This is a genomic window from Veillonella rodentium, assembly GCF_900187285.1.
Lineage (GTDB): Bacteria > Bacillota > Negativicutes > Veillonellales > Veillonellaceae > Veillonella > Veillonella rodentium.
Window position 1 is genome coordinate 268488 of the sequence record NZ_LT906470.1, and the last position, 14172, is coordinate 282659.

Sequence of the window (14172 nt, forward strand, 5' to 3'; positions counted from 1 at the left end):
TAGTGTAAAGGCGTATAGTACAAGTTAATTCTATAACTTTGAAGTAAGACAATTTAAACATTATAAGGGGATTTTTTAGTATTGATAAGGAGTGATTAAATGGCAAATTCTATTGAACGTGAAGGGGTGTATCATTGTGGGAAACTTGCTGCACATTATAAGTGGATGTTTAGAGAACAACCTATAGATGATGTAGGTATTGATGCTCATATGGAATTTACTGAAGTGAATGGTGAGGTGAGTCAGTTATTAGGGTTGCAAATAAAGTCGGGACAAAGTTGGTTTAAAGAGCGGAAAGGGGAGTATATAATATTTCGAGATATTAGTGAACGCCAATATAATTATTGGACTACTAATTCCCTTCCTTGCATCATAGTTTTATATAATCCTGATAATGATGAGTGTATTTGGGAAAAATTAACAGTTAAAACTATAGAAAAAACAAAAGGAGGTAAAGGAAAAGGTTTTTTCGTTAAAATTCCATTAAATCAATTGTTTTTGGATAAATTTTCACATCAAAGCCTATTGGCTTTTACAAAATTGCCAGAACATATTATGAATTATAATTTTTTACTATCTCAAAAGAGTTTTATGCAGATTATTCAAAGAGGTGGCATGATTAGACTTCACTCTGAAGAGTGGGTTAATAAATGTAGTGGAGCTGGCACCATAGAATTAATCATCAATGATAAGAACGGAGAAAGTAAGTACTTATATCCATATCGCTTTCCATATACGTCTTATACTGAAGTTTTTCCTAAATTATTTCCGTGGGCAGACTTCATTGCTGATCCAGATTTTTATCAAAGCGAGGATGAAAATTTATGGCTTGAAGAAAACTGCTATTATGATCGAGAGGAGAAACGGTGGATTGTTTGGGGGGATAGCTTTGAAAACTTTCGTAAAAAGCTAGATCCTATGCGTAGTATTAATCATTATAATGAAGTTGCAGAGTATATGTTAATTCTTAGTTTGAATGAATTAGGTAAATCTTTCTTGACAATAGATAATTATGTTACTCAAAGCCAAGTGTATGTATCAGCAAGACCTCAAAATAATACTTTATAAAAATTTCTTCAGTATCTTTTTATCGTGGTTGAACTATTTGTCAGGAAACTTTTATGGTAATAAATTGAGCGGTAGAGTTTCCTGGTTTGCAGATATTTTAGGTATTGTTATATCGATTAAATAAATTGAATACTAAAAAGTAGTATAAGTATATTGTTTAAATTATTTTGATGCATATTGTAATAGCTTTACACAGGGGAGGTGTTAATGTATGAAATTTGATTTACATATTCATTCTTATGCTAGTAAATATAAAGAAAGTAAGGGTATTGTTGATGAATCTACTGTTGACAATGTTGATGTTTTATTAGATAAATTACAAAAACATAATGTGGGGCTGTTTTCTATTACGGATCATAATAGATTCGATGCAGAGCTATATGAAAAATTAGATAGCATAATAAAGTCAAAGTCATATAGTAATGTGAGAGGACTAGTTGCTGGTGTTGAATTTGATGTTCAAATAGATAGTGATATGGGGAAGTGTCATATTATTACAATCTTTGATGCTAAAAACAATAGTGATAATTATAGAAAAATTGAAACATGTATTTGTAATGATTTATTACAAAGTAAGGAGGAATATTATACAAAAGAAAGATTTGAAACACTTCTAAGAACGATAGGCCTTGACGTAATATTAATAGCCTGTCAGAGAAATAGTTTAGATAGGCAAGGAGGGAAACACAACTCGTTGAGTGAATCTGCTAAGGAGCCAATAGACTTAATAAAAACAGGTTATATAAATGCTCTGGAATTTCAGCGCCCTAACGTGGAAGGTATTCTAAAAAACAATTTAAAAGATGTTCCAGCGAATATTGGATTGGTAATGGGTAGTGATTGCCATGAATGGGCCGCCTATCCAAACCATGACCATGGGAATAAAAATAAAAGTTTTACTCATTCACGAGCTAAAATATTACCAACATTTAAAGGACTCTTAATGGCAGTTACTTCTCCTGAAACTAGAATTAATCAACAAGAAAACAGCAACGTTAATTATATTGAAGCATTTAATATAGGGAAACAAGTGATTCCTTTAGTGAATGGTATAAATGTAATAATTGGAGAAAATGGATCGGGAAAATCTACTTTATTAAAGCTTTTAGCTGATAAGGCATCCTCTCCAGCATATATAAAAGCTTTGGTTAACGAGAATAAGTTATGTTGTAATCATAATGATTCATTTTGTAAGCTTTTTATTGGACAAGGGGAAATAATAAAAAAGTTTGATTCAAAGACCTTATTTACTAATGATAACTTTTATACTGTAAACCATTCGACATTTAGAGAAATATATGAATCTTATGCAAAGAATCTATTTACCTATATTAAAACTAATATAGAACGAAAGATAGAGATTGATAATTTAAAGCAAAAATCTCTTACATATAATGTATCAAATAATAATCCTACTTATTTTTTAGAGATTCATTGTGATGAGGATTTTGTAGATATAGAAAATATACATGAAAAGTATAAAAATGATGTATCTGATATAGTAGATAAACTTGAAACTTTATTGAACGATGTATATTTTGATAAATTTACAAATGAAATTAATAGGGCTTTAAGTTTATTGGTTCCAATCCGAGATGAGATTAAAAATAATTTTGATACAATTGAAGTCGAAAAGAATTTACGTAATATAATCTCATCTGAGATATCTGAATATAGTAGAAAAGTCGGTGAAGCTTCATCATCTCAAGATAGAGATTCAACTGCTTTTCGAAAGAAAAGAAATAAGTTTATAAAGAGTATTATTGATGCTGTATGTAAAAATATTAGAGAAAATATATTTCCTGAAAAGCCGAAAAAGTTAAAAGGAGATAGTAAAAAGCCTAGTTGTGGGTTTAACTTTAATTCTGAATCAAATTATCATGAAAAAGACGTACACGACGATTTTATGCGAGCTATGTTTAATCAAAGTTATTTAGATATAGAAAAACTAAAAAGTATTGAAGATTGGAATAGTTTGGTGGATGCAATTAGAGGATGTACTTCTTATGAAAAGATAGATGAAATCTACCGGGAAAATTTAAAGAAATTTCTTGATCAGATGTGTGAATGTAAAAATTATATAGTTGACATATCGAATGGTGAAGCGCAACTGGGTAGTACATTAGGAGAGCAGTCGCTAGCATATTTTAAATATATATCAGAATTTGAAACTAATAAAAGTATTTTTCTTATCGATCAACCAGAAGATCATATTTCAAATAATAATATTAGTAAGAAGCTTATAAAGTATTTCAACTCTATAAGGAATCAGAAACAAATAATTATTGTCACACATAATCCACTATTAGTTGTTAATTTAGATGTAGAACAAATAATTTTTGTAGAAAAAAATAATAATATGATAAAGATAAAAGCTGGATGTTTAGAGTTTGAGGATACTGAAGTTAATATGCTAAAGCTTGTTGCTGATAATATGGATGGTGGAAAACTGGCTATTGAAAAGAGGTTAAAGGTATATGGATAAAACAATTGAAGTTATAATGGAAGAAAATAAAGACATTACCTTACGTTGTAATAGTAAAGAGTCGATAATAATAAAATCTAATTTAAGAAAACTAGAAGCAGAAGATATTTTTAAACTTTTAGACTATTCAAAAGGAGATACATATACTATATCCAAAATAAATGAAAAGGAACATGATTCTCAGGTCATGGATTTTTTTTGTGAGTTATTAATAGAGATTACTACTAAATTGTCTAATAAATTAGATGAAGATCTTGATTCTACTGCAAATAAAACTGAGAATTTAGTTTTATAGAATATGTTGTTAGGTGCTCTTCTATTTTGGTATAAATATATTCTAGGAGATGTAAATGAGAAAAGGACCGGCAAGAGGTGCCTTGTTAGAAATAGTATTGGCAAAACTTATTGAGGTTAATGGTTATGAAATAATTAGAAATGAGGATGGTCGAGAGATTGAAAAGCGGAATAATAATTTAAATATAAAGGGTAGAGGTGGGTATCATCAGTTTGATACTTTAGGGCGGTTTAAAATTACGCCTCCATTTGTATATCCTTTTAGATTGTTTGTAGAGGCTAAGTTTTATGCAGAAAATCCTGTAGGTATTGATAAGGTTAGAATGGGTGTTGGAATTTTAGAAGATGTAAATACAAATTATTCAACGGTAGATTTAGATGATGATCAATTGTCTATAGAACGATATCATTATCATTATGCTATATTTTCTACTACCGGTTTCTCAGAACCTGCACAACGCTTTGCTTTAGCTCATAGGATCCATTTAGTAGATTTATCTGGTAAAGAATATTGCCTAATTAGAGCCTCAATTTACAACATTGTAGAATATTTTTCTGTTAATGGTATAGAGGATAAGGTACGAGAAGAATTTTTAGAGTTTAAAAAGTGGATAGATCAGGCTTTTGAGAATACACTCTTAAATGCTAATATTAATTTTAATAATGATATTAAACTTACTACTATGATAGAAACTTTATTTAAGCGTATTGAGAATAAAGTTATGTATTTAGCCACTATAAATAGCCCATTTATAGTTCCACTATTATCGAACGATTTATTTAATGAACTATTGAAAAGAAATCCTCATCAAACAGTTGGAATAAAGTGGCATGATGATGAACCTGATAAGTGGATTATTGTAACAGAAGCTACTCAATCTAATAATGACATTAGTATTAGTTTTACATTGTCTAATTTACTTAGAGATTATCTGTTATCATCTGATAATATAAATGATATTGCAAGAGATATTAAAGAGAAAAGAATAGGTACATTTGTTTTTCTTGCATATCTTGATAAGATAAATCCTACACTTTGTACATTAAAATTTAATTGGGATATGACTAGAAAGACAGTTTTAAAATAATATAATATAATCGGGTTAAAGAGTCCTTTTCTAATAATTATTATTGATATTGATATTGATATTGTTAATTGTGCTGATTATATATAGGAGAATATGAAAACAACTAAATCTTTTGGCAATCATCCCAAATATTCTCTCCATGATGCAAGGGTACAGAAAATAGAATACGTAGACGATAATTTGATCCTTACTTTTGAGTACATTTTCTCCCATGAGAACGGTGTTGAGCAAACTCATAAGGCTCAAGTTGTATTTGAGATGTGCGATATAGATTTTTTTGAAATTCTCGTGTTTAATATTACAATACTAGATACTTTCACAGGTAAAAGAATTGAGTTACCTCAGTATCAACAGGATTATAGTGAAAGTGAGTTTGAGGTCATTACGGAGACCTATAATTGGGGACACGCTGTATTCCAGGGTTGGTTATGGACCGAAGGGAATCCCGTACACTGTATAATGAACATATACTTTAAAGGTGATATGGTATATGTAGTTGAATGAGGCGCAGAATGAGTAATTTAGATTTTACTATTGGCTGCACAGTTACATTCTTCAGTAAGAAGAGAACGAGTCTACCGAATTTAAATTATGGAATGTACTGTCCTCATTTTGTTATAAAAGGTACTGAGGAATATCTTAGTATTAACTTTATTGATGGTGAAGATGTCATCTTTGATAAAGAAATAGGAGCTAATGCGCTGCCACTTTATGAAACTGTAGATTATTCTGCTTTACAAGCAGGTACTGAGTTCTTTATCATGGAAGGTGGCAATGTTGTTGGTGAAGGGATTGTAAAAGAAATCTTTCAGCATAAGCCACATGAGAAAAAATAATTGTAGGGTATTATATCCGTTGGAGGTTATATGATTCATATTATTGATGGCAAACCGTATTTAGATCAAGTAAAAGAGCTAATTCAAGAGTATACGCAGTGGCTTGGTCGCGATTTGTCCTTTCAGAATTTAGATAAGGAATTAGCAGATATAGCAGAGAAATATATGGCGCCAAATGGTGAATTATTGGTTGCAATTGATGATAATGATGTGGTGCTCGGCATGGTGGCGTATTATCAGCATAGTGATACCCGTTGTGAAATGAAACGCCTATATGTGCGTCCCGAGGGTCGTGGTCATGCTCTCGGTGATCGTCTGATTGAAAGCATTATGGACCATGCCAAGGCATCTGGATATAAAGAAATGGTGCTAGATACAATTGAACTATTGCAAGCAGCAATCCATCTGTACAAGAAGCATGGTTTTATTGAATGTGAGCCGTATTATCATAACCCTATGGATGATGTTATCTATATGAGCAAGGAACTTGTTTAATATTATGTGACTATATAGTTATGTAGTTAAATACTTATATAGTCATATAGTCATATAGTTTAGTTAACTGATGGATACCATCTCTTTGATAGCATATATCTCGAGATTTATAGGAGGAGCTTTTATGGCGATTACGTATACAGAAGAAAGAAATTTTACCTCTCAGCAAGTAGCAGAGTTATTTCTGTCTGTTCGTTGGGTAGTAGGTAAATATCCTGATCGATTACATAAGGCTCTTATGAATTCATCGCGCGTGATTTCTGCATGGGATGGCGATCGTTTAGTTGGTCTTATTCGTGTCATGGATGATAGCGAGTTAGTGTGCTTCATCAATTATGTACTGGTTCATCCTGATTATCATGGCCAAGGTATTGCAGGTCATTTGCTAGAAATGGTGAAAGAGGCTTACAAGTCTTACTTGTACATTAATGTTATGATTGGTGAAAGTAAGAATGCTTCATTTTATGAAAAGCATGGCTTTAAAATAAAAGATAATTCCTTGCCGATGCAATATCGTAATGTACCTAAATATACGAAAAGATGATTGGTCGGATAATCTGTATAGCAAATAACTGGTCAAATTGTTAATAAAAGGCTACACGTACATAGAGTTACTGATATGTACCCATTTTCCTGGACACATATTATTTACTAGCCTAAACACATGGATGCTTTCCTGTATTTTACAGGGGGCATCCATTTTGTTTTTGCTTGAATCCTTTTGTTATTGTAATAGTTAATGTATTCTTCTATCGCTGCTGCAAAAGCATTAAATGATGAATATTCCCTTTCAAAACCATAATATATTTCCGTTTTCAATCTACCAAAAAAGGTTTCCATCACAGAGTTATCATAACAATTTCTTTTTCGAGACATAGATTGAATAATACCATGTTCTTTGAGTGTTTTCCTAAAGTACTTATGTTGGTATTGCCAGCCTTGATCAGAGTGGAAGATTAATCCCGAAAGATTGGTAAACTTCTTAAAGACTTTATCTAACATACGAGAAACTTGCTCTAAGTTAGGTCTTAATGCTAAGTCATAAGCAACAATCTCATTCGTATTCATATCTAAAATAGGTGACAAATAACATTTTCCCCAAGAGAAGTTAAATTGAGATACATCAGTAGTCCACTTTTGTAATGGTGCGGTTGTACTAAAATCTCTATTAATAATATTTTCTGCCACTTTACCTACTTGTCCCTTATAAGAGTGATACTTCTTCTTTGGCCGTTTTCCAGCAAGTCCCATGATATGCATAAGTCTTTGTACTCGTTTATGATTGACTATAAAACCTCGGTTAAGAAGCTCTTGGTATACACGGCGTACACCATACCGGCCTTTATGTTCTGTAAAAATCTTTTGAATTTCGTTTTTTACTTGTGTATTTCTTCTATCTACAAGATCTACTTTAGAGAGTTCAAAATAATAGGTAGATTTGGACATTGGCATAGCTTTCAGAAGATACTTTAGTTGATAGCCTTGTTGGCGGAGCGTTTTGATAATCGCTGCTTTTTCGCCTTGAGTCGCGCAGCCTCTTTTTCTTCTCTCAAGGCAATCTCTTTTTTTATGACTTCATTTTCAGCTTTAATGTAAGCATTTTCAGCTCGTAAGCGAATTAGCTCCTCATATTCACTCTCTTTGAGTTTTCGAGGTAAGATGGTCTTAGTTGCTTTCATTTTGGAATCCTTTGATGGTCGCCCTTTAGGTTTATTAATAAGACCATTGTATCCCAAAGTTTTGTATTTATGAACCCATTGATACAGTTGGCCAGTGTTAATTTCAGCCATAACAGATACAGAACGTATAGATTTACCAGATAATACTTGGCATACTAACTCATATTTGTTCTCTGGAGACCAACGCTTATTATCTGTACGATGCTCATTAATTTCTGGTCCGTTAAACTTTTCTTGTTTAGCCCATTTCCTTATTTGCTCATGAAAAGTATGAGTCAATACTCCGATTGGTGTCTCCGGCCATTTACCTTGGTAAAACAATTCAATTGCTTTTCTTTTAAATTCATAACTATATCTCATGAAAATACCCCCTTTACTAGTTGTCCAGTAAAGGGGGTACATATCATACGTGTAGCCTTTGTTATGTAAACGATATATACTAAAACCGATATGTAGATACGATGGAGAAGGATATGGATATATTAATACGAAAAGCGACAACCGCAGATTTAGATTTAGTGACACATATAGAAGCAACTTGTTTCCCTCCTGCAGAGGCGGCGCCTCGTGAGGCTTTTAAGGAACGATTAGACCGTTATGCAGGTCAGTTTTTAATTGCCTTTGATGGAGCTACGCCGATTGGTTTTATCGATGGTTTTGTAACGGATGATGAAGTCTTGACGGATGAGATGTTCGCCGATGCTTTCTTACATAATCCCAATGGCGCATGGCAAATGATTTTTGGTCTAAATACGATGCCTGAATACCGCAATCGCGGTGTAGGTGGTAAGTTAATTGGGGCGTTTATCGACCTTGCGAGAGAGGAAAACCGAAAGGGTATCATTTTAACCTGTAAGGAAGAAAAGCTGCCTTATTATGCCAAGTTTGGTTTTGTAAATGAAGGAGAATCAGAGTCTGATCATGGCGGTGCTAAATGGTATCAAATGCGGATTGTATTTTAGATTAAAAGAAGCTGAAATCTTTGCAGAGCAGCATTGATTTCAGCTTCTTTTTGTTGGGAAAAGTATTGGTATTGTATTTAAATAATCTCTTTAACTTGTGCTATACCCTTATCAGTAAGCACGTAGTGTCCATTTGTCACATATAATAGACCTTGTTTCTTTAGCTGTGAAGCAGCTTGATGAGTATAATCAGGCCTCCAGTTCAAATGTTCATGAATGGTACCGATGCCGTTTTCAACGTGCGCGATAGGTGTATTCATATGTGTGTAAATATGGCACAGCATCATCGTTTCCCGATAATGGCGACGCAGATGGCGCTGCCGGAGGTATGTGGCGATATAACCGGTCTTCGGTGTAGCGATGACGGCGATAACTAGGCCTATACCGATGGTGGTGGCGATGGAACCCGCAATGGACACATCCATGGTGAAAGCAACCTCCGTGCCGATAACGGCATATACAATACCGATGACGATGCTGCTGATGAGCATGGCTTTCACGGAGTTGGTCCATAAATAAGCGATGACTGCAGGCCCGATCATGAGCCCGATGACAAGGATGGCGCCGACCGCCTGAAAGGAGGCAACTACGGTGAGGGAGACCATGGTCATCAATACATAGTGGATGAGAATCGGCGTGAAGCCGAACAGTCCCGCCAGCAGCGGATCAAAGGTGGACAGTTTCAGTTCCTTGTAGAACAGAATGACCAATAGCAGGTTGACGGCGGCCACCGTGAGTGAAATCCACAGCGATACGGGGCCTAAATCGGTGCCGTTCACAATGAATCTGTCGAACGGCGCAAAGGCGATTTCCCCGAGTAATGCCGTATCCACGTCAAGATGGGCATTTCCGCTATAGAGGCTCACCAAAATGATGGCGACTGAAAAGAGCAGGGGAAAGATGATGCCGATAGACGCATCTTCGTTGACGAGATGTGTATTGTGAATCATCTCTATGAGCCATACCGTTCCGACGCCGACGAGCGTAGCCCCGACGAGCAGGAATGGCGAATTCAAGTCTTCCGTCACGAAGAAGGCAAGCACGATGCCTAAAAATACGGTGTGCGTAATGGCGTCGGCCATCATAGACATGCGGCGCAGTACCAGAAAGACACCGGGCACGGCGCAGGCGATGGAGACCGCCATAGCGATGAGCAATATTTCAGTGTGAGCTGTCATAGGGTACCTCCTATATTGCCGCTTTCAGAGGTTGGTGTGACCGGATCCGACGGCATCGTTTTTTCGGTGGAAGGGCCCGACATGGATTTTAATGCGTATTTCGTCTGACGAACGCGGCGCAGCTGCCATAGGAGGCTTCTGTTCGGTGCGAACAGCAGGCTGAGTAATACCAAAATCGACAGAATGACGATAATCGCCGGCCCTGTAGGCAATTTGGAAACAGCGGTGCTCCACAATGTGCCGCCGATGGCGGAGATCATTCCGAACATGCCGGCCAATATACACATGGTGCCCAGTTTATCTGTCCATTGCCGGGCACCCACGGCGGGTGCGATGAGGAGTGAGCTGATCAAAATGGCGCCCACCGATTGAATCCCGATGATGATGGTCATAATGAGCAGCGCCCGATATAAAATGAGCGTAAACGTCACAGGAATCTGTAACGTCCTGGCGTATTCCGGATCAAAGGAAATGAGTTTCAGTTCCTTCCGGAACAGAGCGGTCAGGATCATGATGATAATCGCCGCGACGGACGTAATATATACATCGCGCGCCAATATGGTGGCCGCCTGTCCGAATATGAATTTTGAAAGCCCCGTCTGCCCGGCTTTGTTGAGGCTCTGAATATAGGTGAGCAGCACCATGCCGAAGCCGAAGAAGGCGGAGAGAATGGTGGCTAACGCTCCGTCGAATTTAATCTTGCTGTTTTCCACGGTAATCGTGACGAGCCATGCGGCGGCAATCGAGGAAAGGGCGGCACCCGCGATGAGCACCTCTATATTCTTGATGCCGGTCAGCAAAAAGGCGAGCACTACGCCCGGTAATGCCGCATGGGATAAGCCGTCTCCGATGAGGCTTTCCTTGCGAAGTACCGCAAAGGTGCCTGCGATGCCGCTGGCAAGACCCAATAGAGCGGTGCCGAGCAATACCATCTGCGTCGTATAGGAATGGAGTATCGTCATAGAATCCCTCCTGTACCATAGGTACGCTCGATCGCTTTCTGAGTGAATGTGTCCAATACAGGACCGTAAGCGACGGTTTGTTTATTAACCAGTGTGACCCAATCAAAGTATTGGGGTACCGTATTAAGGTCGTGGTGGACGACGATAACTGTTTTTCCGCGATCTTTCATCTCCTGTAATAATGTGATGATGGCACGTTCCGTCGTCTTGTCTACGCCCTTGAACGGCTCGTCCATGAGATAAATATCGGCCTCCTGAACGAGGGCGCGCGCCAGAAAGACACGCTGCTGTTGACCGCCGGAGAGCTGACGGATCTGTCTGTCCACATAATCGGTCATGCCCATTTTATCGATCATGGCCAGAGCTAACTCCTTGTCCTTTTTGGTAGGGCGTTTGAACCAGCCCAGATGTCCGTAACGGCCCATGAGGACCACATCTGACACGGTGGTGGGAAAATCCCAGTCAACGCTGCCGCTTTGCGGTACATAAGCGATCTTTTTGTAATCATTTTTGTTGATTGCCAGGTGATGGTCGATGTAAAATTTGACGCTGCCCGAGATGACTGTCAGCAGACCCAGCATGGCCTTTAATAATGTGGACTTACCGGCTCCGTTGGGACCGACGATAGCTGCCAGTGAACCGATAGGGACCTTCATATCCACGTCCCATAACACGGGTTTTGTCGTGTAGGCGACGGTCATATCTTCAACTTCTACGGCGCATTCCATACATGCCTCCTTGTTATATAAATTTGTTGTATCGACTTCGTGCTCTATTTTAGCAGGTCTTAATATACATATCTGCAGCACCGACTTCGTTCTCTAATTAACAGGTTTTGAATTAACATTTTTATTTAAGTGCCTTCGCAATGGTATCGATGTTGGCTTTTACCATGCCGATATATGTGCCACCTTCAGTTCCTTCGGAGCCGAGTGAATCGGAATACAGTTCGCCGCCGATGGATACGTCCCAGCCTTTAGCCTTGCAGGCTTCCTGAACGGCCTCAATCGTTTTATGCGGTACCGATGACTCCACGAAGATGGCTTTGATTTTGTGATCCACGATGAATTGGACGAGCTCGTTCATATCCTGCGTGCCGGCTTCCGTAGCGGTGCTTACGCCCTGTAAACCTTTGACTTCAAATCCGTAGGCCCGTGCAAAGTATTGGAATGCATCGTGCGCCGTTACGAGAACGCGGGACTCTTTAGGAATGGATTCGGCCTGTGTTTTAATGTAGGCATCCGCTTCATCTAATTTGGTGAGGTAGGATTCATAACGTTTCTGAAAGTTTTCCTTATGTGCAGGATCGGCTTTGGACAAACCTTCATAGACCGCTTTTGCGGCCAATTTCCAGTTGGCTACGTCAAACCAGATGTGCGGATCCTTTGCGGATACGCCGTCTTCTTCGAAATCGAGCAGTGTGGACGGATCGATAGCGTCGGATACGCGAATGGTCGCTTTGTTCTGTTTTGCCAAATTGTCAAAGATGGAGCCCATTTTTCCTTCCAGGTGAACACCGTTGTATACGACAATATCCGCTTTTGACATGGCCGTCACATCACCTGCGCTGGCCTGATAGAGATGGGGGTCGACGCCGGGGCCCATGAGACCTTGGACTGAAACATCATCGCCGCCGATTTCTTTCACCAGGTCCGTCAACATCGTCGTAGTTGCCACGACCTGAAGTTTCTTTTGCCCGTCCCGGGCGGAGTCCTTTCCGCAACCGGTCAGAGCCAGCATCATGACGGTTAACGATAGAGCGATTAATACAAGTCGATTGAATTTCATAATAAACCTCCCGTATAAAAAATACAGAAAAATAGCCGCTACCAACGTAGCGGCTGGGGCAGAACTGTCGTACTTCTGCCGAGGTCATGAATTCTTTAGTGTATGAATGATTGCAGCTGGTCCGGCCCGATGAGGGCTACGATACCGAGTATCATCATGACCTTCATTTGAATACGCTTTCTACGTTTCATGAAGAACCTCCTTGTTTATTTTTTATGTTACACATCGACATGATGTGTGATGGCCGATCGATTACTTTAATTAGACTATATCATAAATGAGATTAAATCTCAATAAGAAAAATGATTAATTTCTTCATTTCTTCATATTAATTTAGTATGATAATATCCATAGATTAAGAGAACCAAGGAGGACTTATATCATGAATAGAATTATTCGCTATACCGCTGCGGCTGTACTTGCGGCATCATTCGGGATGTTTGGAAATTATACGGCAAACGCGGCGGGTTTTATTTCACCCCCTAAAGAGGTTACCATCGTGAAACCTGAAATGCCTGAGATCCCTCAGACAGCTAAGGTGGCACCGAATATGAGGGTTCGATTTTTGATTGATAAACAGGGCGCTGTGAAGAAAGTGTTCGTGGAACAGTCTTCCGGATATGCACCGGTCGATGAGGCTGTAAAAGATGCCATTATGAAATGGAAATTCACACCTGCCATCGGCAACGATAAGAAACCGCATGAATCTATTATTGGTATGACGATTACATTACCTAAGAAGGTTGTAGGTCAATCTGCTAAATAAGGAGAATGATGATGAACAAAGTGTTGCGTTGTATAACATTAAGTGCATTGGTCGCTGCCGGCTCCGTGACGGCGGCCCTGGCTGCGCCGTATGAACCGCCTGTAGCTGTGTCTACACCGGCTGTTGATTCGGCGGTTTTGGATGCTTATTCCGGCGACATACATGGCATTGATGTACAATTTACCATTAAGGAAAACGGAGCGGTAGACGACGTAAAATTACTTACATCCAGCGGGGATGCCGCGGTAGATGCGTCTATTGTGGACGCTGTATCATCTTGGCGATTTAAGCCCGCTTCCGATTCCGATGGAAAGCCGGTAGAATCTTTTAAAACAGAATTTATTGATTTTAAAAAATAAGATACGGTTTTAAGACACCTTCACATAGTTGTGAGGGTGTCTTTTTATTTGTGTAACTGTTCCTATCAGTTCTTAGTGTATCGGGCGACAGGATAAAACGTGTAGTATATGTATAAAAACTTTCACAAATTATAAAATTGTGCCTGTGGATACTGAAAATCACTTTCAAAATGATATAATAAAAACATAGTCATAAACGAGTGAGCTCCTGG

General features: G+C 38.1%; 17 protein-coding genes. 11 read left to right on the forward strand and 6 right to left on the reverse strand.

Annotated features, from left to right (window positions below):
* Positions 1-99 precede the first annotated feature (99 nt).
* From CKV62_RS01020 to CKV62_RS01055, 8 genes are all read left to right on the forward strand, one after another.
* Complete coding sequence (locus CKV62_RS01020) at positions 100-1068, forward strand: DUF4365 domain-containing protein (protein WP_095064966.1); 969 nt, start codon at positions 100-102, stop codon at positions 1066-1068.
* A gap of 211 nt (positions 1069-1279) precedes the next feature.
* Entirely contained in the window at positions 1280-3553 is a 2274-nt protein-coding gene (locus tag CKV62_RS01025) for an AAA family ATPase (RefSeq protein WP_095064968.1), read from the forward strand.
* Entirely contained in the window at positions 3546-3848 is a 303-nt protein-coding gene (locus CKV62_RS01030; RefSeq protein ID WP_095064970.1) for a hypothetical protein, read from the forward strand. The genes CKV62_RS01025 and CKV62_RS01030 overlap by 8 nt, the downstream gene beginning before the upstream one ends.
* Positions 3849-3903: 55 nt before the next feature.
* Positions 3904-4935 carry a PDDEXK family nuclease gene (locus tag CKV62_RS01035; protein ID WP_095064972.1) on the forward strand — a complete coding sequence of 344 codons (1032 nt, stop codon included), beginning with the start codon at positions 3904-3906 and terminating at the stop codon, positions 4933-4935.
* A gap of 93 nt (positions 4936-5028) precedes the next feature.
* Positions 5029-5439, forward strand: coding sequence for a hypothetical protein (locus CKV62_RS01040; protein ID WP_095064974.1), 411 nt, complete (start codon positions 5029-5031; stop codon positions 5437-5439).
* A gap of 8 nt (positions 5440-5447) precedes the next feature.
* A complete protein-coding gene (locus tag CKV62_RS01045; protein WP_095064976.1) occupies positions 5448-5771 on the forward strand; it encodes a hypothetical protein in 324 nt (107 codons plus the stop codon).
* Positions 5772-5801: 30 nt separating this feature from the next.
* Complete coding sequence (locus CKV62_RS01050) at positions 5802-6266, forward strand: GNAT family N-acetyltransferase (RefSeq protein ID WP_197696281.1); 465 nt, start codon at positions 5802-5804, stop codon at positions 6264-6266.
* Positions 6267-6390: 124 nt separating this feature from the next.
* Positions 6391-6810 (forward strand): GNAT family N-acetyltransferase, encoded by a 420-nt coding sequence (locus CKV62_RS01055; protein WP_095064978.1) that lies wholly within the window; start codon positions 6391-6393, stop codon positions 6808-6810.
* Positions 6811-6917: 107 nt separating this feature from the next.
* On the opposite strand, the gene CKV62_RS01060 is transcribed toward CKV62_RS01055, so the two are convergent.
* Positions 6918-7772, reverse strand: coding sequence for an IS3 family transposase (locus CKV62_RS01060; RefSeq protein WP_231968394.1), 855 nt, complete (start codon positions 7770-7772; stop codon positions 6918-6920).
* Positions 7736-8305, reverse strand: a complete 570-nt coding sequence (locus CKV62_RS01065) for a helix-turn-helix domain-containing protein (RefSeq protein ID WP_231968342.1) — start codon at positions 8303-8305, stop codon at positions 7736-7738. Before CKV62_RS01065 ends, CKV62_RS01060 begins: the two co-directional genes overlap by 37 nt.
* A 113-nt stretch (positions 8306-8418) precedes the next feature.
* Between CKV62_RS01065 and CKV62_RS01070 the strand changes: the two genes are divergently transcribed.
* Positions 8419-8907, forward strand: a complete 489-nt coding sequence (locus CKV62_RS01070; RefSeq protein ID WP_095064984.1) for a GNAT family N-acetyltransferase — start codon at positions 8419-8421, stop codon at positions 8905-8907.
* Between the two features lie 77 nt (positions 8908-8984).
* On the opposite strand, the gene CKV62_RS01075 is transcribed toward CKV62_RS01070, so the two are convergent.
* The 4 genes from CKV62_RS01075 to CKV62_RS01090 form a co-directional block, all read right to left on the reverse strand.
* The gene (locus tag CKV62_RS01075; RefSeq protein WP_095064986.1) at positions 8985-10085 is read right to left on the reverse strand and encodes a metal ABC transporter permease; all 1101 of its coding nucleotides are present in this window, start codon (positions 10083-10085) and stop codon (positions 8985-8987) included.
* Complete coding sequence (locus CKV62_RS01080) at positions 10082-11047, reverse strand: metal ABC transporter permease (RefSeq protein ID WP_095064988.1); 966 nt, start codon at positions 11045-11047, stop codon at positions 10082-10084. The genes CKV62_RS01075 and CKV62_RS01080 overlap by 4 nt, the downstream gene beginning before the upstream one ends.
* The gene (locus CKV62_RS01085) at positions 11044-11775 is read right to left on the reverse strand and encodes a metal ABC transporter ATP-binding protein (RefSeq protein ID WP_095064990.1); all 732 of its coding nucleotides are present in this window, start codon (positions 11773-11775) and stop codon (positions 11044-11046) included. The genes CKV62_RS01080 and CKV62_RS01085 overlap by 4 nt, the downstream gene beginning before the upstream one ends.
* Before the next feature lie 121 nt (positions 11776-11896).
* Positions 11897-12835, reverse strand: a complete 939-nt coding sequence (locus CKV62_RS01090) for a metal ABC transporter solute-binding protein, Zn/Mn family (protein WP_095064992.1) — start codon at positions 12833-12835, stop codon at positions 11897-11899.
* A 382-nt stretch (positions 12836-13217) separates the two neighbouring features.
* On the opposite strand from CKV62_RS01090, the gene CKV62_RS01095 reads away from it, so the two are divergent.
* Together CKV62_RS01095 and CKV62_RS01100 are read left to right on the forward strand one after the other, a co-directional pair.
* Positions 13218-13601: an energy transducer TonB gene (locus CKV62_RS01095; RefSeq protein ID WP_038116325.1), complete on the forward strand. Its 384-nt coding sequence runs from the start codon at positions 13218-13220 to the stop codon at positions 13599-13601.
* A 5-nt stretch (positions 13602-13606) separates the two neighbouring features.
* A complete protein-coding gene (locus CKV62_RS01100; protein WP_231968343.1) occupies positions 13607-13960 on the forward strand; it encodes an energy transducer TonB in 354 nt (117 codons plus the stop codon).
* Positions 13961-14172 lie beyond the last annotated feature (212 nt).